Source organism: Flavobacterium sp. NRK1, assembly GCF_024054175.1.
Lineage (GTDB): Bacteria > Bacteroidota > Bacteroidia > Flavobacteriales > Flavobacteriaceae > Flavobacterium.
The window spans coordinates 1,178,355-1,199,866 of record NZ_JAMXLA010000001.1 but is presented as its reverse complement, the minus strand read 5'-3'; the positions used below and the strand labels follow the sequence as shown (position 1 = coordinate 1,199,866).

At 38.8% G+C, this 21,512-nt stretch carries 23 protein-coding genes; 18 read left to right on the top strand and 5 right to left on the bottom strand.

Features of this window, described 5'->3' with window-relative positions; all coding sequences use genetic code 11:
- Positions 1 to 17: 17 nt before the first annotated feature.
- The 4 genes from NHE85_RS05700 to NHE85_RS05685 all read right to left on the bottom strand — a co-directional run bounded on the left by NHE85_RS05700 (position 18) and on the right by NHE85_RS05685 (position 3,357).
- Positions 18 to 1,166 carry an ATP-binding protein gene (locus tag NHE85_RS05700; protein ID WP_252810530.1) on the bottom strand — a complete coding sequence of 383 codons (1,149 nt, stop codon included), beginning with the start codon at positions 1,164 to 1,166 and terminating at the stop codon, positions 18 to 20.
- A gap of 30 nt (positions 1,167 to 1,196) precedes the next feature.
- Positions 1,197 to 1,604 carry a four helix bundle protein gene (locus tag NHE85_RS05695; protein ID WP_252810528.1) on the bottom strand — a complete coding sequence of 136 codons (408 nt, stop codon included), beginning with the start codon at positions 1,602 to 1,604 and terminating at the stop codon, positions 1,197 to 1,199.
- A gap of 47 nt (positions 1,605 to 1,651) precedes the next feature.
- Positions 1,652 to 2,404 carry an SDR family NAD(P)-dependent oxidoreductase gene (locus tag NHE85_RS05690; protein WP_252810526.1) on the bottom strand — a complete coding sequence of 251 codons (753 nt, stop codon included), beginning with the start codon at positions 2,402 to 2,404 and terminating at the stop codon, positions 1,652 to 1,654.
- An 83-nt stretch (positions 2,405 to 2,487) separates the two neighbouring features.
- The gene (locus NHE85_RS05685) at positions 2,488 to 3,357 is read right to left on the bottom strand and encodes an aldo/keto reductase family oxidoreductase (RefSeq protein ID WP_252810524.1); all 870 of its coding nucleotides are present in this window, start codon (positions 3,355 to 3,357) and stop codon (positions 2,488 to 2,490) included.
- A gap of 398 nt (positions 3,358 to 3,755) precedes the next feature.
- On the opposite strand from NHE85_RS05685, the gene NHE85_RS05680 reads away from it, so the two are divergent.
- The 16 genes from NHE85_RS05680 to NHE85_RS05605 all read left to right on the top strand — a co-directional run bounded on the left by NHE85_RS05680 (position 3,756) and on the right by NHE85_RS05605 (position 19,862).
- A complete protein-coding gene (locus tag NHE85_RS05680) occupies positions 3,756 to 4,760 on the top strand; it encodes a MoxR family ATPase (protein ID WP_252810521.1) in 1,005 nt (334 codons plus the stop codon).
- A gap of 81 nt (positions 4,761 to 4,841) precedes the next feature.
- Positions 4,842 to 5,708: a DUF58 domain-containing protein gene (locus NHE85_RS05675; protein ID WP_252810519.1), complete on the top strand. Its 867-nt coding sequence runs from the start codon at positions 4,842 to 4,844 to the stop codon at positions 5,706 to 5,708.
- Positions 5,709 to 5,739: 31 nt separating this feature from the next.
- On the top strand, positions 5,740 to 7,356 hold the full coding sequence (locus NHE85_RS05670; protein ID WP_374676572.1) for a hypothetical protein: 1,617 nt from the start codon (positions 5,740 to 5,742) through the stop codon (positions 7,354 to 7,356).
- Between the two features lie 2 nt (positions 7,357 to 7,358).
- Complete coding sequence (locus tag NHE85_RS05665) at positions 7,359 to 8,363, top strand: VWA domain-containing protein (protein ID WP_252810515.1); 1,005 nt, start codon at positions 7,359 to 7,361, stop codon at positions 8,361 to 8,363.
- 1 nt (position 8,364) lies between these two features.
- Entirely contained in the window at positions 8,365 to 9,402 is a 1,038-nt protein-coding gene (locus NHE85_RS05660; protein WP_252810513.1) for a VWA domain-containing protein, read from the top strand.
- Positions 9,402 to 10,211 (top strand): tetratricopeptide repeat protein, encoded by an 810-nt coding sequence (locus tag NHE85_RS05655; RefSeq protein WP_252810511.1) that lies wholly within the window; start codon positions 9,402 to 9,404, stop codon positions 10,209 to 10,211. Before NHE85_RS05660 ends, NHE85_RS05655 begins: the two co-directional genes overlap by 1 nt.
- 183 nt (positions 10,212 to 10,394) lie before the next feature.
- The gene (locus tag NHE85_RS05650) at positions 10,395 to 12,164 is read left to right on the top strand and encodes a BatD family protein (protein ID WP_252810509.1); all 1,770 of its coding nucleotides are present in this window, start codon (positions 10,395 to 10,397) and stop codon (positions 12,162 to 12,164) included.
- 30 nt (positions 12,165 to 12,194) lie between these two features.
- Positions 12,195 to 12,689 (top strand): hypothetical protein, encoded by a 495-nt coding sequence (locus NHE85_RS05645; RefSeq protein WP_252810507.1) that lies wholly within the window; start codon positions 12,195 to 12,197, stop codon positions 12,687 to 12,689.
- Between the two features lie 22 nt (positions 12,690 to 12,711).
- Positions 12,712 to 13,461, top strand: a complete 750-nt coding sequence (locus NHE85_RS05640) for an SH3 domain-containing protein (RefSeq protein ID WP_252810504.1) — start codon at positions 12,712 to 12,714, stop codon at positions 13,459 to 13,461.
- Positions 13,462 to 13,613: 152 nt separating this feature from the next.
- Entirely contained in the window at positions 13,614 to 14,474 is an 861-nt protein-coding gene (locus tag NHE85_RS05635; RefSeq protein ID WP_252810502.1) for a YicC/YloC family endoribonuclease, read from the top strand.
- A gap of 73 nt (positions 14,475 to 14,547) precedes the next feature.
- Positions 14,548 to 15,120, top strand: coding sequence for a guanylate kinase (gene gmk, locus NHE85_RS05630; RefSeq protein WP_252810500.1), 573 nt, complete (start codon positions 14,548 to 14,550; stop codon positions 15,118 to 15,120).
- A gap of 10 nt (positions 15,121 to 15,130) precedes the next feature.
- Positions 15,131 to 15,700: a DapH/DapD/GlmU-related protein gene (locus NHE85_RS05625; RefSeq protein WP_252810498.1), complete on the top strand. Its 570-nt coding sequence runs from the start codon at positions 15,131 to 15,133 to the stop codon at positions 15,698 to 15,700.
- Positions 15,701 to 15,703: 3 nt separating this feature from the next.
- Positions 15,704 to 16,285: a nicotinate (nicotinamide) nucleotide adenylyltransferase gene (gene nadD / locus NHE85_RS05620; protein ID WP_252810496.1), complete on the top strand. Its 582-nt coding sequence runs from the start codon at positions 15,704 to 15,706 to the stop codon at positions 16,283 to 16,285.
- A gap of 137 nt (positions 16,286 to 16,422) precedes the next feature.
- Positions 16,423 to 17,583, top strand: coding sequence for an iron-containing alcohol dehydrogenase (locus NHE85_RS05615; RefSeq protein ID WP_252810494.1), 1,161 nt, complete (start codon positions 16,423 to 16,425; stop codon positions 17,581 to 17,583).
- 279 nt (positions 17,584 to 17,862) lie between these two features.
- Positions 17,863 to 18,858, top strand: a complete 996-nt coding sequence (locus NHE85_RS05610) for an NAD(P)H-dependent glycerol-3-phosphate dehydrogenase (protein WP_252813278.1) — start codon at positions 17,863 to 17,865, stop codon at positions 18,856 to 18,858.
- 14 nt (positions 18,859 to 18,872) lie between these two features.
- Positions 18,873 to 19,862, top strand: a complete 990-nt coding sequence (locus NHE85_RS05605; RefSeq protein WP_252810492.1) for a TerC/Alx family metal homeostasis membrane protein — start codon at positions 18,873 to 18,875, stop codon at positions 19,860 to 19,862.
- A 4-nt stretch (positions 19,863 to 19,866) separates the two neighbouring features.
- Here NHE85_RS05605 and NHE85_RS05600 read toward each other — a convergent pair whose 3' ends face one another.
- Positions 19,867 to 20,379, bottom strand: coding sequence for a CvpA family protein (locus NHE85_RS05600; RefSeq protein ID WP_252810482.1), 513 nt, complete (start codon positions 20,377 to 20,379; stop codon positions 19,867 to 19,869).
- Positions 20,380 to 20,470: 91 nt separating this feature from the next.
- Between NHE85_RS05600 and NHE85_RS05595 the strand changes: the two genes are divergently transcribed.
- Both NHE85_RS05595 and NHE85_RS05590 read left to right on the top strand, forming a co-directional pair.
- Positions 20,471 to 20,827, top strand: a complete 357-nt coding sequence (locus tag NHE85_RS05595) for a hypothetical protein (RefSeq protein WP_252810480.1) — start codon at positions 20,471 to 20,473, stop codon at positions 20,825 to 20,827.
- Positions 20,828 to 20,968: 141 nt separating this feature from the next.
- Entirely contained in the window at positions 20,969 to 21,484 is a 516-nt protein-coding gene (locus NHE85_RS05590; protein WP_252810478.1) for a hypothetical protein, read from the top strand.
- Positions 21,485 to 21,512: the final 28 nt, after the last annotated feature.

Below are 21,512 nucleotides of genomic sequence, written 5' to 3'. Positions count from 1 at the left end.
TAAGGTAAAATTGACTTTTATGCATATTTCATTTTGCGGAGTACACGCATAGCTTCTTTAAACGAAATATAAACCTGCTCATCGGGCCAGGCTTTTAATAGCGGTTTTGCATCTATAAGCTTTTGTTTTGCCTCGGTAAAACCATTAAGGTGGCATATCATAAGGGTAGAGGAAAGGTTAAGCAGGTCTTTCTGTTCCCGTTCCGATAATGATATGCCTTTATTTAGCTTATCTATAAGCGAGAGGTTGGCGTTATAAATATGATACATCATTTTGCGGTTATATTGCGGAGGCTCAAACAATAGCACCGAATCCATTTTATAATAGCCATTATCCTGAAACCGTATGCTTACTTCCTCAAGCGGATAATAACTGGTTTTGTCGTTTAGCCCTAATGCTACATATTCTGTAATAGAAAAACTGTCTTCGTTATACTCAATGCTTACCTCATCAAGAGCAGAATAAAACAGTTTGATCTGTTCATTTATAAGTTCAATATCCACACGGGAGTAGTAAGTACGCCCTTTAACCACTTTTTTATTGCCTGCCCAGCATACTACAAACAGCTCTTTAAACACTTTATATTTTGCCGACATATCTCTGTGGCGGTTGGTTACAAAGTCCATAACCCCTTCAAGCGTAAGTTCTATACTGTTTCGGGAGCTGTTTTCAATGCCGGCCACAGTTTCGGCATTCTGATGATATTCAGGAGTTTGATTATCCAGCGCATCTATAGGAACAGAATTACTGCCGCGACGAATAAAAATGGCACCTGCCGGTATGGTGTAAACATTTTTTTTAAAGTAAGAAGTACCGCTTTTTGGTTTGATGGTAACCAGCCCTATAACCTTATCTTTAGGCAGGTTTGGAAAGGGTACATTTTCATACTGAATTGAAGGCGGATTTACCAGAAAGGCATTTACCAGATTCTGAATACGGCTATCGTCATAAAAATCGGTTCCCAGTATTTCGTTATCATGATCTTCTGCACCTACAACAATGTAAGAATTGTTTATGGGGTTAGAATTAGACAGCGCACATATGTGTTTAACAAACTTAGCTTTACCCTCTTTGGTATGCAGGTTAAGCTGCCTCTTTTTATCATAAAAGCTGCTCTCGTCATTATGAGCGAGCAGGTTTTTAATTAAGAGGCGTTTGTTAATCATCGGGTTATTGGGTTATTGGGTTTCGGGTTCTTATTGAGCCGGAAATGTTTTACAAAATTTACTGCCTCTGTAATCTTTTGAATTTAAATAGACTATAAATGAACCAATTTTTTTGTTTTCAATTTCTGCTTTTGCAGTTATAATATCAAATTGTTCCTGCGATATATGTTTTCTATCTAATGCCCTATACAATTGTGATTTCAATTCGCCACAAGATCCTTTAGATATACTCAGAAATTGTATAAATTCTCTGTTTCCGTTTCTTTCAAAACCTTCCGCAATATTATCCATAACAGAACCCGAACAACGGCTCATTTGGTTTTTCAGTTCGTAATCCTTGCCTAATGATGTGGTTTCAAAAAGTGTCCATATATCATTACATATCTCTCGGGCTAATTGCCAAACCTGTAAATCTTCAAAACGTTCTATTTTAGCCATAATTATTTATAAGAGTAAGTCAACCCGAAACCCGCAACTCAATAACTCTATAATTTCTTATTAACTATTGTAGCACTCGCCTGAGCCGTTGGCAGTATAAGCAAATCGGCAATATTTACATGGTAAGGTCTTGAAACCACAAAATGAATAACATCGGCAATATCTTCCGGTTTAAGTGGTTCATAGCCTTTATATACATTACTGGCACGTTCGGTATCGCCTTTAAAACGTACTTCGCTAAATTCGGTGTCAACCAATCCCGGGTTTATAGCACCAACGCGTATGCCATATTGGTTTAAATCCATACGCATGCCCTGGTTTATAGCATCGACAGCATGTTTGGTTGCACAATATACATTACCGTTGGTATAGGTTTCTTTTCCTGCAATAGATCCAATGTTTATAATATGTCCGCTTTTGCGTTCTACCATACTTGGTATAACCTCTTTACTAACATACAAAAGGCCCTTTACGTTAATGTCTATCATTGCATCCCAGTCATCAACATCGCCATTTTCTATTGGGTCAAGGCCGTGGGCATTCCCTGCATTGTTTATTAGTATATCTATATTGGCAAACTCTTTAGGAAGTGACTTTATAGATTGCGCTACCGATTTTTTATGGCGAACATCAAAGTTTAGCGTATGTACTTTTGTTAGCGGCGAAAACTCATCCTGTAGTTCGGCAAGGCGGTCTTCGCGTCTTCCGCAGATAATAAGCCTGTAATGGTTTTTAGCAAACAGTCGTGCAGTAGCACGGCCTATACCGCTTGTAGCGCCTGTTATTAATGCTGTTTTCATACTGTATTAAAAATTGAAAAGATTTAGTAATTAAAAAATTGGATGATGGCTTTAGGACTTTCGTCTTTCAGACTTTACGACTTTTAAGGCACTTTATTACCTATGCTTTCTGTCCAGATGGCAAACCAGTCTTCCAGTTCCAGTTTCAGGTTTACAGCCTTCATTTGGTTTTTAAACCTTTCAGGACTTGCAGAGCCTGATACAGGCACCACTCCGGCAGGATGCTGCATTATCCATGCTAAAAGAATAACGTCGGCGGTAACACCATATTTTGCAACAAGTTCTGCAAGCAGTAGTTTAAGGCGGTGTGACTGATCGTTGTGTTCTTTAAATATAGAACCTATTGGGCTCCATGCCATAGGTTTAATGTTATTCATCATCATATAATCAAAACTGCCATCAAGCATTGGGTTTAGGTGCGTGGCCGAAAATTCTATCTGGTTGCAGAATACGTCGGTACGGCTTCTTATAAGTTCGGTTTGGCTTGTAGTAAAGTTAGAAACCCCAAGGGCTTTAATTTTACCCTCCTGTTTAAGCTTTTGCGCAGCTTCGGCAATCTCATCAGGCTGCATAAGCGGGCTGGGCCTGTGTAAAAGCAAAATGTCAAGATGGTCTGTCTGTAAAAACTTCAGCGAGTTTTCGGCACTCCACAGTATGTATTCTTTAGAATAGTCGTAGTGTTTTACCTTGGTTGGCCTGTTGCCAACAGTATGCTGAATTCCGCATTTGGATATAAGCTGAATTTTTTCGCGTGCAATACCACTTTGGGTAAATGCTTTACCAAATTCGGCTTCTGTTGTATAGCCGCCATAAATATCGGCATGGTCAAAAGTGGTAATGCCGTTATCAAAGCAGGAGTGAATCATTCTTGCCATTTCGGCTGTAGTAAAATTAGCCTGCCACACGCCCCAGTTCATGGCTCCGGCTATTATAGGAGAAAGTGTAATACTCATTTTTTAATTTAAGATTTTGACTATAAAAATAATCAAATCATTATTTAGATGCATGCCTAACAACTTAAAATAATAGTAAAAGCCTGTTTTCAGTATTTTGAGCATCATAACAGGTGTTTAGCGGCTAAATTTAATAGAGATTAAACTCGGCATTTTTAACTAAAGCTTTCAGATACTATACTGCCATTTTATAATTTATTCAGAGGGAAATGCATCTGCAAAGGCACAACTTTTGATGCTGAATAGGCAAAAGGATTTTGATATTTAATTGTTAACATTAAATAAACCATAAGTATGAATTGCTTTAACAACTCATTAACAAACAAAAATTATATTAAAAATGTATTTGTTTCGTTACTTTAACATTGCTAAATTCACACTCCAAAATTTATAAGGATATGGAAGAAAATACATCAACGCTCGACATTAGGGCGATTAATGAAAAAATAGAGAGGGAAAGTGCTTTTGTAGACATGCTTGTTATGGAAATGAACAAGGTTATTGTTGGACAGAAGTATATGATTGAACGTTTGCTTATTGGCCTTTTAGGACAGGGGCATATATTGCTTGAAGGTGTGCCGGGACTTGCAAAAACCCTTGCTATTAATACACTTAGCCAGGCGGTACACGGAACCTTTAGCCGTATTCAGTTTACACCCGACCTGCTTCCTGCCGATGTGGTAGGTACAATGATCTATAACATTAAACAAAATGAGTTCTCTATTAAAAAGGGGCCAATTTTTGCCAACTTCGTTCTTGCCGATGAGATTAACAGGGCTCCTGCAAAAGTACAGTCGGCGTTGCTTGAAGCCATGCAGGAAAAACAGGTAACCATAGGAGAGGAGACTTTTAAACTGCAAAAACCATTTTTAGTAATGGCAACCATGAACCCGGTAGAGCAGGAAGGGACTTACCCGCTGCCTGAAGCACAGGTTGACCGTTTTATGCTTAAAGCAGTTATAGACTATCCTAAAATGGAGGATGAGCGCCTTGTGGTGCGCCAGAACCTTAAAGGTGCATTTGAAAAAGTAAATCAGGTGGTTACTCTTGAGCAGATTTTACGCGCTCAGGAAGCTGTAAGAGAGGTTTACATGGACGAAAAAATAGAAAAATATATTCTTGATATAATATTTGCTACCCGCTATCCGGAAAAATATAAACTGGAAAGCCTGAAACCGCTTATTAGTTTCGGTTCATCGCCAAGGGGTAGTATTAACCTTGCCAATGCTGCAAAATGTTATGCATTTATTAAGCGCAGGGGGTTTGTAATTCCTGAAGACGTTAGAGCGGTAGTACACGATGTGCTTCGCCACAGAATTGGGGTTACTTATGAAGCAGAGGCAGAAAACATTACTTCAATAGACATCATTAACAAAATAGTTAATGAAATTGAAGTGCCTTAATCAGCTATAAAGTCAAATGTCATAAAGCCGAACGTCTGTGTTCCTTTATGACTTTAAGACCTTAGACTTTAGACTAACGTTATGGAAACAAAAGATATATTAAAAAAGGTTCGGAAAATAGAGATCAAAACGCGAAGGCTGAGCGATCATATCTTCTCGGGAGAATATCATACCTCATTTAAAGGGCGTGGTATGACTTTCAGCGAAGTAAGGCAGTACCAGTTTGGCGATGATGTGCGCGCTATAGACTGGAATGTTACAGCACGCTACAATGAACCCTACATAAAAGTATTTGAGGAAGAACGCGAACTTACCATGATGCTTATGGTAGATGTTTCGGGATCTGAAAGTTTTGGTACAAAAAATGAGTTTAAAAAAGATATAGTTACAGAAATTGCTGCTACTATGGCTTTTAGCGCTACCCAGAATAATGATAAAATTGGGCTTATACTTTTTTCAGACCAGATAGAGCTTTTTATTCCGCCTAAAAAAGGTAAATCGCACGTGTTGCGTATTATAAGGGAATTGATAGAGTTTCAGCCTAAAAGCAAAAAAACTGATGTAGGGCTGGCACTTAAATTTTTGAGTGGTGTACTTAAAAAGAAAGCTATCGTTTTTCTTATTTCCGATTTTATGGCAACGCCGGATTATGAGCATACGTTGAAAATAGCATCAAAAAAGCACGACATTACTGGTGTTAGAGTATTTGATGTTCGCGAAGAACAAATGCCAAACCTGGGGCTTGTAAATATGCTTGATGCCGAAACAGGGCAAAGCATGCTTGTAAATACAGGTTCTAAATCGGTAAGGCAGCAATATTCCAATTACTATCAGGACAGGCTTAAATATTTTAAAGATACCTTTAGCCGCTGCGGTGCAGGTGCCCTTAGCACGAGGGTTGACGAGTCGTATGTAACCAAACTGCTGGGCTACTTTAAGTCCAGGTAGTATAACCATTGGTTAAAACAAAATAAAAATGATCAGGACAAAACTATATACCATACTATTCCTACTGGCTGCCGTAACTGTTTTCGGGCAGCAAAAGCAGGTTCAGGCAAGTATAGATTCAACTAAAATAAGGATAGGCTCCCAGTTTAACCTTACGCTTAAAACAAAGGTAGATACCTCGGCCAGTGTAAATTTTCCTGAGGGGAAAAACTTCGGGCGGCTTGAAGTATTAGAATCTTATCCTGTAGATACCATTAGAGATGGAGGCAGGTATGAACTGGTTAAAAAATACGGACTTACACAGTTTGACTCCGGACGGTATGTAATTCCGTCACTGCCTGTATTTATAAACAACAAAGGTGTAAAAACCGATTCTCTGCTTGTTGAGGTACGCACTATAAAAGTAGATACCCTTAAACAGAAAATGTTTGATATTAAGCCGGTGCTTAAAGCTAAAGCTAATAATACTTTCTGGTTTTGGCTGTTGTTTATACTGGCATTTGTGGGCAGTACGGCTTTTGGGTTAAGATATTATCTTAAACGCAGAAAGCCGCGTGAACCAAAAGCAGCTAAAGAAGAACTTATCACGCCAATAGAAAAAGCTACCCGCGAGCTGCAAAATCTTGAAAAGAAAGAGCTTCTTGCAAAAGGGCAGGTTAAAGACTATTACAGCCAGCTTACAGATATTGCCCGTGTGTACATAGAAGAAGCCATTCATGTACCCGCTATGGAAAGCACTACAAGTGAGCTTATTGAGGCTATGCGTGCGGCAGTGCTTAAAAAGAGAATGAGCCTTACACAGGAAACTTTTGAAGAACTTGAAAAGATATTGCGCACGGCAGATATGGTAAAATTTGCCAAGTCACGTCCGCTTGATTTTGAAATTGCCGAAGACCGCAACAGAATAGAAAAAACCATTGTAGTAATAGACCGCAGTATTCCGGAAGAAAAAGAGGAAGACGATATACATACACAGCTTTGGCTTGAGGCGCAGCGCAAAAAGAAAGCAAAAAAGAAAAGAAACCTTATTATTGCCGGTATAGCATTTGTTGTATCGTTTGTTATTGTGTTTTCTATTACAACTTTTGGTATGGATTACCTGAGGGATAATTTCCTTGGGCACCCTACAAAAGAATTGCTGGAAGGCGAATGGGTTAAGAGTGAATACGGCAATCCGTCTGTATTTATAGAAACCCCTAAAGTACTTAAACGCCGTGATGTGTCGGGCATGATTCCGCCTGACGCCAAAGCCAAAATCAAAAACATGGCTATGTTTGAATATGGCGCCATGTTTGAAAAATTCTATATTGCTGTTTCTACAACAACCTTTAAGGAGGAAACAGATATAGATCTAAACGTAGCACTTGAAGGAGGCATAAAATCGCTCGAAGCGCAGGGAGCTACCAACATACTGGTTAAAAACGAAGAGTTTAACACCGATAAAGGTATAACCGGTATGAGGGCATATGGCAACATGACACTTAAAGACCCGCTTACAGCAAAACCTATAAGAGCCTATTATGAGGTATTGCTGTTTAAACAGGCTCATGGTTTGCAGCAGGTTATGATAGTGCATCAGGAAGGTGACGAATATGCTATGCAGATACTGGAAAGAGTAAAAAATTCCGTTGAACTAAGAGTAAATTAATTATGAAAGACGTTACTTTTTTACATCCGGATTTCTTTTGGCTATTTGCAGTGCTTCCACTGGCTATAGGCTGGTACATCTGGAAAAGAAAACAACAAACGGCAACATTAAAAATAAGTTCGCTAAATGCGTTTAAGGCAAAGCCATCATTACTGGGCAGGCTTAAACCTGTATTGTTTGCATTAAGGCTGCTGGCATTAAGCGCTATAATTGTGGCAATGGCAAGGCCCAGAACGGTTGATGTTAATAACAGGACCAAAACAACCCGTGGTATAGACATTGTTATTGCGATGGACGTTTCGGGCAGTATGCTGGCGCGCGACCTGAAGCCAAACCGCATGGAAGCCCTTAAAGATGTGGCTGAAGATTTTGTTGACGGCCGCCCTAACGACCGTATAGGCCTTGTGCTGTATGCAGGAGAAGCATACACAAAAACACCTGTTACCAGCGATAAAGCATTGGTTATAGATGCTATTAAATCGGTTAAGTATGATGAAAGTGTGCTTAAAGACGGTACAGGTATTGGTACAGGGCTTGCAACGGCAATTAACAGACTTAAAGACAGTAAGGCAAAAAGCCGCATTATTATATTGCTTACAGATGGTGTAAACAACTCGGGAGTTATAGACCCGCGTATGGCGGCAGATATTGCCAAAGAATATGGCATTAAAGTATATACCATTGGTATAGGAACCAACGGCAATGCCGAGTTTCCTTACGCTAAAAGGCCTGATGGTACTTTTCTGTACAAAATGATGAAGGTAGAAATAGACCAGGAGCTGATGAAAGAAATTGCCAAAAAAACCGAAGGTAAATACTTCAGGGCAACGTCTAACACTAAGCTTAAGGCTATTTATGACGAGATAAACAAACTCGAAACTACCGAGATACAGGAGATGAAATATTATAATTACGACGAACAATACCGTCCGTTTGCATGGGCGGCTTTAGGATTGCTGCTTGCCGAGATCATAGCAAGAAAAACCCTTTACAGAAGCTTTATTTAGTATGTACGAATTAGACGAACCAAAATATTTATACCTGCTGGGCATAGTGCCGGTAATACTGCTGCTGTTCCTGCTTAATTTGTATTGGCAAAACAAAAAGCAGCGTGAGTTTGGCGACCCCGAGCTGGTAAAAAAATTAACGCCCGAAAGATCTGTTTTTAAGGCAGCCCTTAAAGTGGTAATTGTGCTTTTGGCACTATCGGGCATAGTAATTGCACTGGTAAACCCAAAAATAGGTACTAAAGTAGAAACCGTTAAACGCGAAGGTGTAGATATTGTTTTTGCTGTAGACGTATCTAAAAGTATGCTTGCCGAAGACATGGCACCAAACAGGCTTGAAAAAGCCAAACAAATAGTATCGCAGGTTATTAATCAGCTGGGTACTGACAGGATAGGTATTGTGGCCTATGCCGGAAGTGCTTACCCGGTACTGCCTATTACCGGAGATTACAGTGTGGCAAAAATGTTCCTGCAAAACATGAATACCGACATGGTATCATCGCAGGGTACCGCTATAAGTGATGCACTTGAGCTGGCAACATCTTATTTTGATGACCCTCAAACCAGCAAACTTGTAATACTTATATCTGACGGGGAAGACCATGGCGAAGGCAGCCGCGAAGCTGCACTTGGCTTAAAAGATAAAGGCATTAAGCTTATAACTGTTGGAGTTGGTACCGAAAAAGGAGGTCCGATTCCTATAAAAGCAAACGGCAGAACCGAAACTTTTAAACATGACAATGAAGGTAATGTGGTAATTACAAAAATGTATCCTAAAGACCTGCAGAGTATTGCTGCCGTAACAAAAGGAGGCGGTTATGTTTATGGTAACAGCACCCGTGAGGTGTCTGACTATGTTAAGCATGCTTTGGAAAACATGCAGAAAACCGAATTTGAATCGAAACAAATGGCGGTTTATGATTCGCAGTACCAGTGGTTTTTAGGAGCGGCGTTTATTTTACTGTTTCTTGAAGTGTTTATGCTGGAAAGAAAAACAGCATGGATAAGAAGACTTAACCTGTTTAATGAAAAAGAATAATGAGGAGACTATTTACATACAGCCTGCTTTTATTTACCGTGCTTTCATTTGCGCAGGCTAAAAAAGATAAGGCTTTAAGCACAGGCAACGATCAGTTTATAGATAATGATTATGTAGATGCAGAAGCGAGTTACAGGATATCGGGTTCTAACTCGCCTACAAAATCATCTTCAGCGTATAATCTGGGTAATGCTATTTACAGGCAAAATCAAAATGCAGAAGCAGCCTATGCCTACGGTAAGGCAATAAAAAACGCTACTACAAAACAGCAAAAACATATGGCCTACCATAATCTTGGTAACGTGATGATGAAAGAGAAAGATTATCAGGGTGCGGTTGAAGCCTATAAAAATGCTTTACGAAACGATCCTACTGACGATAAGACAAGATATAACCTGGCACTGGCTAAAGAGATGCTTAAAAATAATCCGCCGCCACCGCCAAAACCTGACGATAAAAAAGATAAAAAGGACAACAAAGACAATAAAGACCAGAAGAAAGATAACAAGAGCCAGCAGCCTAATAAGCCGGATGATAAAAAAGGCAATGGCGATAAAGATAATAAAGATAAAGGTAAGGACGATAGCAAGGATAAAAAAGGCGACCAAAAAGATAAAGGCGATAAGGGTGAACCTGAGGATAAACAGAATCATGGTGAGCCTAAGCCTGAAGCAGGACAAAATCCGTCTAAACAGCGAATGGAAAACCTGCTGGATGCCATGAACAATGAAGAGAAAAAAGTTCAGGATAAAATTCAGGGTAAAAGAGTAAGGGTTAGGCCGGGACAGCGACAGGAAAAAGACTGGTAACATTTTGTAATTACCGCTGTTGTTTTGGTATCGTCATTGCAGTTAAAATAACAAAGCAGCCGGAATGTCTTTTGTTAGATATACTACCGGTTAAAGAACAAAAAGTTAGAGATTAAAAGATCTCCGGAATGATATTTATAATTTGAAAAAACGCAGTATTTCAGGTTAAGGACTAAAAAAACAATGAAAAGATACATCTTACTATTATTGCTTTTTGTACAGGGCATGTATGCCCAGGTAGAGTTTAAGGCTACGGCCAGCAAAACATCGCTGGGCATAAACGAACGCCTTATTGTTGAGTTTGCTGTAAATGCAGATGGTGATGATTTTGTGCCTCCTAAAATTTCGGGTTTTAAAGTATCGGGGCCGTATCAAACAGTAAGCAACTCCTGGATAAACGGTAAAACCAGTTTTAGCAAAGGCTATAAATACCTGCTCATACCCACTTCTAAAGGTACATTTACAATTGGGCAGGCCACAATTACAGTTGAGGGTAAAGAGTATAAAACCAATCCATTAAAAATTACCGTTGGCGATGCTATTGCAGGGGCAGATCCTAACCCTTATGCCAACAACCAAAGGCATCAGGAGGAAATGCAGCAAAATGCCGAGCAGGGCGTTCATTTGGTTGCTGAGGTTAGCAAAACAAATCCCTATGTTAACGAGCCGGTAACGGTTGTTTATAAAATTTATGTTAGCCCTACTACATCTGTAAGCGGCTGGAAAGAAGTTGCGAGCCCGCAGTACAATGACTTTTGGAGTCAGAATATAGATATTCAGAATCTTGTATTGCAGGAAGAGAAATATGAAGGGCAGGTTTACCGAATGGTCGTGCTGCGAAAAACCGTATTGTATCCGCAAAAAGACGGCAGGCTTGAAATTGAACCTCTAACGCTTGACGTTTCTATGGAGGTGCCTAACGGAAGAAGGGACTTTTTTGGCCGTCAGTTAATGGTGCCTACCAGCAAAGTAGTATCGGCAGGTAAAAAATATATTACCGTGAAGCCATTGCCTGAAAAGGGCAGGCCGGCTGATTTTTCGGGCGCCGTGGGTAATTTTACATTTACAGTAAAACCATCTAAAACTACCATAAGCAATGGAGAGGCATTGCAGCTTGATATAGCGGTTTCTGGCAAAGGAAACCTTAAACTGTTTACACTGCCTAAACCACAAGTGCCTTCTGCACTTGAAATGTATGACCCTGAGCATAAAGAAGATGTTACAATACCTTTATCGGGCATGCAGGGTAAAATATCCGATAATTATACTATAGTGCCTCAAAACAAAGGCAAATATCCTATAAAGGCGCTTTCATTCTCATGGTTTGACCCGTCAACAGGATCTTATAAAACGGTAACACATGATGAGATAATGATCGATGTGCTTAACGTGCCTGCCAATCAGAGTACAGCATCAAAAGGTAATACCAATAAACAGACAGTAGAATCGGCAGAGCCATTCCGTTTCATAGCACTTAAAACTTCGCTTAAGGCTGTTGGGCGTGATGATTTTTATGGATCTGGGTTATTTTGGGGACTATTGCTTGCACCGTTCCTGCTTATACCGTTTATTATATTCGGTAAAAAGAAGAAAGAGGCTTATGACAGTGATGTTACCGGAAGCAGGATAAGGCAGAACAATAAGCTGGCTAAAAAATACCTTGGCGAAGCCCAAAAACAACTGGGCAGTAAAGAGCCGTTTTATATGGCACTGGAAAAAGCACTGCATAATTTCCTTAAAGCAAAACTGAATATAGAAACCAGCGAAATGAGCAGGGATAATATTAAAGAACTGCTGTTGTCGCGTAATGCTAAAGAAGATACTGTACTTGCATTTAGTAAAATAATGGATAACTGTGAATTTGCACGCTATGCGCCATCATCGGGCACAGCAATGCAGCAGGATTATGATAATGCCGTGGCTGTAATAACATCGCTTGAAAAACAAATGTAGTAGTTGAGCAGTTGTAAGCTGGATATAACCATGAGAAAGTTTGCAGTAACGCTGTTGATATTATTTTTAACGCAGGCTATGTTTGCCCAGGCTGTTTATACTTTAAAAACGGAGGTGCTTATTTTTTCTTTTGAAACCAACAGTGGTAAAATACTATCGCTGTCTAAAGATGTAAATGATAAGTATTTAATATACCGTTTTGGTACAAGGGCCAGGGTTGAGTTTGAATATCCTGATAAGTCAAGGGACAGTTGGAAGAATTTTAAATATTCCTATTATTTCAGGGGCGGGGGTAAGGCAAATGATGGTATGGACTTAAACTATCTTGCTTTTGAAAATAAAGGGTATAAATATATAATTTACGATACGTACAGTGCTATGACAGGGAAAACAGATACAGGTTTGAGAATTATAAATCTTAAAACATCTGAAGTTAGCACTATTACAGCCAAATCTAAAAAAGGAAGCCTTATAAACTTCAGGAACAGTCGTTTTATAAAGATAGATCAGCAGCTTTATGATTAAATATTTAAGCAGTACAAAAAAAATGAAAAAGTTAGCATACATATTTATCACTATATTCTTTGCACAGGCAGTAGTTGCCCAAAATGACTTTGACAAAGCCAATGAACTGTACCGTAAGCATAAATATGCTGAGGCAGCACAGGGGTATGAGAGTATATTAAAACAAAAGAAGGAATCGGCTGAGTTATATTTTAACCTTGGCAGTGCTTATTATAAAATGGGTAAAATAGCGCCGGCTGTATATAATCTTGAAAAAGCATTATTGCTTCGCCCGCATTACAGGGATGCCGAAATAAATCTGGGTTATGCAAGAAAAATGACCATAGATAATATTAAAGAAGTACCAAAAGTAGGCTTTACCAAAATGCTTTATAATATAACTGGCACCTATCATTACAACACCTGGGCCTGGGTAGCCATAGGCTTTTCGGTAGGCTTTCTGTTATTTTTTATAGGCTATTATTTTGCCGGCACAACCACCGTTAAACGTATATTTTTTGTAGGTATGTTTGTGGCATTATTAATTATAATTATAAGCATACTATCGGCAGTATTTGTAAAATCGGTAGGCGAAAGGCAGCGTCCTGCCATAGTGTTTGCAGAGGTGGTATCGGTTAAAGCCGAGCCTAATAACCGTGCTGAAGATGCTTTTGTACTGCATGAGGGTACAAAGGTAAATGTACTTGAAACCGTAGATAACTGGAAAAAAATAGAGTTGGAAGATGACAGCATTGGCTGGATAGACAGCAGCGCTATTAAAGAACTTAAATAGTAAAACTATAAAGAGTATATTAAAGCGGATAGCAATTTTGTTATCCGCTTTTGTTTTATACCATCGGGCGCTTTATAGCTGTTTGCCTCAAAATTTATCACCTCAGCCTGCCTCATTTATTTTTCTTAACTTTGTTGCACTAAATTTTTTACATGATACAATCGATGACGGGTTTTGGTAAAGCTTCTTTGCAATTACCTACAAAAAAGATTACCGTAGAAATTAAATCGCTTAACAGCAAGGGGCTTGACCTCAGCGTAAGAATGCCATCAGCATTTCGCGAAATGGAACTGGGGCTGCGCAATAAGATATCTCAAAAGCTGGAGCGTGGCAAAGTAGATTTTTCATTATTTGTTGAGGTAACAGGAGAAGAAACCTCATCTAAAATAAATGCGCCTATTGTTAAGGCTTATATTGCCCAGATGAGGGAGGTAATACCTGATGCAGACGCTACCGAACTGATGAAAATGGCAGTGAGAATGCCGGATGCCCTTAAAACAGAACGTGAGGAAATAGACCCTAACGAATGGGAAAATATTCAGGGAGTTATTAATCAGGCTTTAGAAAATATTCAGAGTTTCAGGATAAGTGAAGGTGTGGCACTGGAAAAAGAGTTTCTTTCCCGTATTGCCAACATCATGACCTTTATGAATGATGCCGTTGCGCTTGACGGAGAACGTATTGCCAATGTAAAAGCAAGACTTCGTACTGCTATAGACGAACTTACTGTAAATGTAGATGAGAACCGCTTTGAGCAGGAACTTATATACTACCTTGAAAAAATGGATATTACAGAAGAAAAAGTACGTCTTGAAAACCACCTTAATTATTTTATAGAAACACTTGCAGGTACCGAGGCTAATGGCCGTAAACTGGGCTTTATTACTCAGGAAATGGGTCGTGAGATAAATACAATGGGTTCTAAATCTAACCACGCTAAAATGCAAAAGCTTGTGGTACAGATGAAAGATGAACTTGAAAAAATTAAAGAACAGGTACTTAACGTTTTATAGGTTAACGTAGTGATTTTGGGATTTCTTTACGGCTATTGCGTAATGCCAAATCCTGAACCCTAAACAAAATTTAATGAAGAAAGGAAAATTATTAGTATTCTCGGCGCCTTCCGGGTCGGGCAAAACAACCATAGTAAAACATTTGCTGGAACAGCCTGATCTTAATCTGGCATTTTCAGTTTCGGCAGCTACCCGCAATGCACGCGAAGGTGAAGTAGATGGCAAAGATTACCATTTTATTTCGCTTGAAGAATTTAAAAAGCACATTAAGGCAGATGATTTTGTAGAGTGGGAAGAGGTATATCGCGATAATTTTTACGGTACGCTGAAAACTGAAATAGAACGCATTTGGGCAGAAGGTAAAAATGTGATATTTGATATAGATGTTGCAGGCGGACTTCGTATTAAAAAGAAATTTCCTGAAGAAACACTGGCTGTTTTTGTTAAACCGCCAAGTATAGACGAACTGAAGATACGCCTTAAAAAGCGCAGTACCGAAAGTGAAGACAAAATTAATATGCGTATCGCAAAAGCATCTGTAGAGCTGGCAACGGCACCGCAGTTTGATACTATTATTAAAAACTATGATCTTGATGTTGCAAAAGGAGAAGCTTATGAGCTTGTAAAAGAATTTCTGGCAGATTAATAAACTCGTTATGAAAAAGCAACTGGTTAAATGGAGTCAGTCAGTACTTAAACGCCTTTTAAACATGGATCAAAAGCATGTTATTGAGCATTTAAAGAAAAAAGGCTTAACAGTAGGCAATAATTTTCATATGCAGGAAGGCTGTATTATTGACGGGGCACATAGCAATCATATTGTAATTGGTAACGATGTAAGCCTGGCACCAAACGTGCACATACTTGCCCATGATGCCAGTACCTGGTGGTTTTTAGAGCATACTAGGATAATGAATACTACAATAGGCAATAAAGTTTTTATTGGTGCAGGCAGTATTATTATGCCGGGTGTTACTATAGGTAATGAGGTTATAATAGGTGCAGGATCTGTAGTTACTAAAAATGTGCCCGATAATTGTGTTTATGCGGGCAACCCTGCAAAATTCCTTATGCATACCAACGAATACATAGATCGCGAAAGGGCTAAAATGAATGCAGAAAATACTTTTGACGAATCATATTCTGAATCGCAAAATGTATCGACAGAAAAAAAAGAACATTTAAAAAAAATGGCCGCTAAATACGGAGCCGCTTTTTTAAAATAAGACATGAAAGTAGGATTATATTTCGGGACGTTTAACCCCATACATACAGGGCATCTTATTATTGCTAACCACATGGCAGAATATAGCGGGCTTGACCAGATATGGCTTGTAGTAACGCCTCATAATCCGCATAAAAAGAAAAATACCCTGCTGGAAGACCATCATCGTTTGCAAATGGTTTTTCTGGCTACCGAAGATTATCCTAAGCTAAAGCCCAGCGATATAGAATTCAGGCTGCCTCAGCCTAATTATACCGTGCATACGCTGGCGCACCTGCAGGAAAAATTTCCAACACATGAGTTTTCGCTTATCATGGGCGAAGACAATCTCAACTCCCTTCATAAATGGAAAAATTATGAGGTACTACTTCAAAACCATGATATTTATGTTTATCCGCGAATAAACCCCCAGCCTTTAAACCCGGAACTTGAAAATCATCCGCATATTCATGCTATAGATGCTCCGGTTATAGAAATTTCGAGCACTTTTATTCGTAAAAGCATACATGAGGGCAAAAATGTAAAACCGCTTCTGCCTAATAAAGTATGGGAATATGTAGAGCATAACCTGTTTTATACCAAGTAATTATATTAAATACTTTGAGTTTTTATAATTCATTTATTTTTGCTTACTTGTTTAAAACATATAGCAACACAAATGGTTAACATTACTTTATAACACCTCATTATGGTATTTTGTACCTTTGGGTAAATTTTATAAATATGCTTAATTTTGAATACTATAACCCTGTGAATCTTGTATTTGGCAGGGGCCAGATTGCAAAACTATCTTCTTTAATACCTAAAAATGCAAAAGTTCTTTTAGCCTATGGCGGCGGGAGCATTTTTAAGAACGGGGTACACAAACAGGTTACCGATGCCCTTGCAGGTTATGATATTACCGAGTTTGGTGGTATAGAACCCAATCCGCGCTATGAAACGCTTATGAAAGCCGTAGAAATTGTAAGCGAAAAAAATATTGACTTTTTACTTGCTGTAGGCGGCGGATCAGTAATAGACGGGGTTAAGTTTATATCGGCAGCAGCTAAGTTTGAAGGCGATCCGGTAGATATTCTTGTAAAAAGAATACGAATACTGGACAATACAGTGCCTTTCGGTACAGTACTGACGCTTCCGGCAACGGGCAGCGAAATGAACTCCGGTTCGGTTGTTACCATAAACAAAACGCAGGAAAAGCTTAGCTTTGGCGGGCCGGCTGTGTTCCCTCAGTTTTCGGTGTGCGACCCTGAAACAGTGGCATCATTACCAAAAAGGCAAATACAAAACGGCATTGTAGATGCTTATACCCATGTTTTAGAGCAGTATTTAACCTATCCTCATGATGCTATGCTTCAGGACAGGATTGCCGAAGGCATACTACAAACCCTTATTGAAATTGGCCCTGCTGTTGCAGAGAACCCAAGCGACTATAAGCTGGCTTCTAATTTTATGTGGTGTGCTACTATGGCACTTAACGGACTTATACAAAAAGGGGTGCCTACAGACTGGGCTACCCACATGATAGGGCATGAGTTAACGGCATTATATGAAATAGACCATGCACGAACGCTTGCTATTATAGGGCCAAATCTTTACAGGGTGCTGTTTGAAACTAAAAAAGACAAGCTGGCGCAATACGGGCGCAGGGTATGGAGTATTACCGAAACAGAGACCGATAAAGCTGCACTTGAAGCTATAGAAAAAACAGTTCAGTTTTTTCATGAAATGGGAATGGAAACTAAAATATCTAATTATACAGAAGAGTATGCCAACACAGCCGATTTTATAGTAAAACGCTTTGAAGAGCGCGGATGGAAAGGACTTGGGGAAAGACAAAACGTTACCCCGGATAAAGTGAGGGCTATAGTAGAAATGAGTTATTAAAGCTGTAAAAAATAAAAGGCATTCCGGGTTTATCCAGAATGCCTTTTAAACACCAAAAACAAAAAATTTTTAATTAACCTTTGCTTACACCCCCATTGTAATCATAAGTTCAAAAGGATAACGGAGGTATAAGCTTTTACATTGCACGGCGGCATCATAATAAAATGTTAATCTTTTCTTAAAACCGTTTTTAACACCAGGCAGGCAATGCTTAAACAAAAAGCCGGACAGGTTTGTTTATTTTTAAGTATTTTTGGCCTTTCAAACAATAAAATAAACATGAGTGATACTCCAAAGTTCGCTGTTATAGGTGGCGGAAGCTGGGCAACTGCAATTGCAAAAATGCTATGTTCTAATGTGCCTCAAATTGCATGGTACATGCGTAATAACGATGCTATAGAACATATAAAGCTGCAGAAGCATAACCCTAACTATTTGAGTTCTGTTGAGTTTGACACTAATAAATTATTGCTTACCAGCGATATTAATGAGGCCGTTGCCTATGCCGACTATGTAATATTTGCCATACCATCGGCTTTTTTAAGCAGTGAGCTTGAAAAGCTTACCGTAAGCCTTGAGGATAAGGTGATTTTTTCGGCTATTAAGGGTATAGTGCCCGAAACCAGCCTTATTGTAGGCGAGCACTTTCACGAAAAATATGATATATCCTATGATAATATAGGCGTCATTACAGGGCCATGCCACGCCGAAGAGGTTGCTCTTGAAAGACTGTCTTACCTTACCATTGCCTGTGGTAACGAAAAAAAGGCAAAGGTTATGGGTAAAAACCTTAACAGCCACTATATAAAAACAAAAACCAGCGACGATATTGTTGGCACAGAATATGCTGCAATGCTTAAAAATATTTATGCTATTGCTGCGGGTATTGCGCACGGACTTGGATATGGCGATAACTTTCAGGCATTGCTTATGAGTAATGCTATACGCGAAATGAAAAAGTTCATCCGCAAGGTGCATAAAATGAAGCGTAACATAAACAATTCGGCATACCTGGGCGACCTGCTGGTTACCGGCTATTCTGTATTTTCACGAAACAGGATGTTTGGTAACATGATAGGCAAGGGGTACACTGTAAAATCGGCCATGATGGAAATGAGTATGGTTGCCGAAGGATATTATGCTGTAAAAAGTGCCTATAACCTGAATAAGGAATATGGTGCAAAAACGCCAATTGTTGATGCTGTTTACAGTATTTTATATGAAGGCAAAGATGCTAAAGCTGTATTTACCCGATTAACCGATAAACTTGACTAAATAAAACCATCTGTATGGACCACCTGATAAACCACCCCGGAGTGCTGGCAGTATTTTCTGTAACCGTTCTTATCATGCTGCTGCTGGATTTGGGTGTGTTTAACAAAAAAAGCCATGTGGTTTCCAACAAAGAAGCCCTTGCCTGGTCTGTGGTATGGATATCTTTATCTATGCTGTTTAGTGGGGTTATATACTATTATCTGGGCTTTGAGCAGTTTACTCAGTTTCAGGGAGCTTACTGGATAGAAAAAGCCCTTTCTGTAGATAATCTTTTTGTGTTTATAATGGTATTTGGGTTTTTTAATGTACCCAAGCACCTGCATCATAAAGTATTATTCTGGGGTATTATTGGCGCACTTATATTCAGGGCCATATTTATTTTTACAGGCGTAGAGCTTATAAATCTTACCTATTTGCCCGAAATGCAGATTTTCGGTGAAAGTGTTCGCATTAATGTAGTTCTTTCTGTATTTGGCTTCTTTTTAGTGTTTGCGGGTATTAAGTCGTGGTTTGCACATAGCGATGATGACGAAAACAAAGATTTCTCCAAAAGTCCTGGTGCACGTATTATCTACCGCTTTTTTAATGTTACTAAAAACTATGAAGGCGATAAGTTTTTTGTAAAGCTAAATGGTAAAAATCTTGCTACTCCGCTATTGGTAGTTGTTGCTGTTATAGAGTTTACCGACCTTATTTTTGCTGTAGATTCTATTCCTGCAATATTTGCCATAGCACCCAACGATCCGTTTATATTATATACCAGTAATATATTTGCCATTCTGGGGTTAAGAGCCCTTTATTTTTTACTGGCTAACTTTATGTATATGTTTAGTAAGCTGCATTACGGTCTTGCAGTAATACTGGCATTTATAGGTGTAAAAATGCTTATTAGTCCTTTCTTCCACATTTCATCACCGGCTTCGTTAATTGTAGTTGGCGGTATATTGGTGGTTTCAGTTATAATATCACTTATATTTCCCTCAAAAGAAGAAAAAGCAGCTTAATTTATTATTCCTGTATTTCTTTATTTGCATTGGCAAACCATTCTTCCAGTATCGGGAAAAGTGTGTTTGAAACTTCAAGTATAGGGCTAAAAAAAGTAGATTCTTCCAGAGTTTCTTTATTGGCAAAAGTGTTGTTGACATTAATTTTTGTAAAAAAATTAAGCAATACGCTAAGCACTAATATCATTCGTATCAGTCCGAAAAATCCACCCAGTATTCTGTTTAAAAGCCCAAGCCCCGAAAAGTCTGCTATTTTGGTAAGAAATTTAGCCAGCAGGGTAATACCCACTACTAAAGCAATAAAGGTAATAACAAAAGCAGTAATGGCGGCTGTTTTGGGATCATCGGGCAGATGCCCGTCAAGATAGCTGCCTGCAAGTCCGGAAAATTTAATGGCAACATAAATACCAATTACCAGCGATACCAGCGACGCAAGCTCTACAAATAGCCCTTTGCGAAGCCCGTTTATAATTCCGTATGCCAAAAAGCAGAATAAAATAATATCTAAACCCGTCATGCTACAAATATAGGCTTCACGGTACAGAAACCAAAAGGCAGGAGAGCATTAAATTTCAACTCACTATCTTTGCGTTTTTTAAAACATACAAATGTCAAGAGACGAACAACTAAAACAACGCTGGGATCAGCTTGTCACTATATTAAGTAACCGCTTTGCCGATGGCGAAATGCTGGATCTGGATGCTATAATTTACCTTATAGGCGTGCAGGAACTTGGAAAGTTTAATAAAAAATTCAAGAAAGACGAAAAAGTAAACCTTATGCACATAGCTATTTGCAGGCTTTTGGAACCTTTTGGTTACTATGAATTTGAATTTTTTGATGAAGACGGCTGGCCGCATTATACCGTTAAAGAGGAACTGCCTCCGCTTAAAGCCGGAGAGCAGGCGATACTTATGAAGGGTGCCATAGTAGATTATTTCCTGGAAAAAGGGCTTATACAATAGTAAGCCGTTTTATAAGATAAAAAGCCTGTGTTTTACTTCACAGGCTTTTTTGTTTGGAATAGAATGTAGAAAAATATTTATTTTTTAGAATGTGATAAACTAAAAAATCTTAATTTTCTCGCATTCTTAACACGTATAATTATGAGTATCATTAAAAGTTTTTCTTTGATATTGTTTTCTTTAACCTTTTGCTGTTGTCAGTCAATTAAAACCAAAAACAAGCCTTTTGCGGTTGCTAAAGAAGGCAGTGTTGTAATAAATATAGATACAACTGCCTATAAAAAGTTTCTTGAGGACAATTTGTTTGCAGATAGGAAGGTAGTGCTAAATACTATTCAGATAAAGGAACAGAAGACTTTAAGTTCCGGCGAAACATTTTATTATGTCTATCTGGCAACCAAAGACAAAAAAATTAAGGTAGCCCGTTGGCTGAATAAAAAAGGAGATAACTTTTATGTGAATGATGAAATAGAAGAGGGCCCTCTTTTTGAGCAGTCATACCTGATATGTGAGGGCGGAGGAGATTGCGGTCCTGAAGTGTATATAGACAAAGAGAATAGACTATGGGGTTGTTCTAAAATAATAGCATGCTATGTAGAAGGAGTTAAAATGGAATGCTCTAGTGCGAAGACATATATAGAGCCTTATGAGGAATAATAGCAAGCCCGATGAATTCTCATCGGGT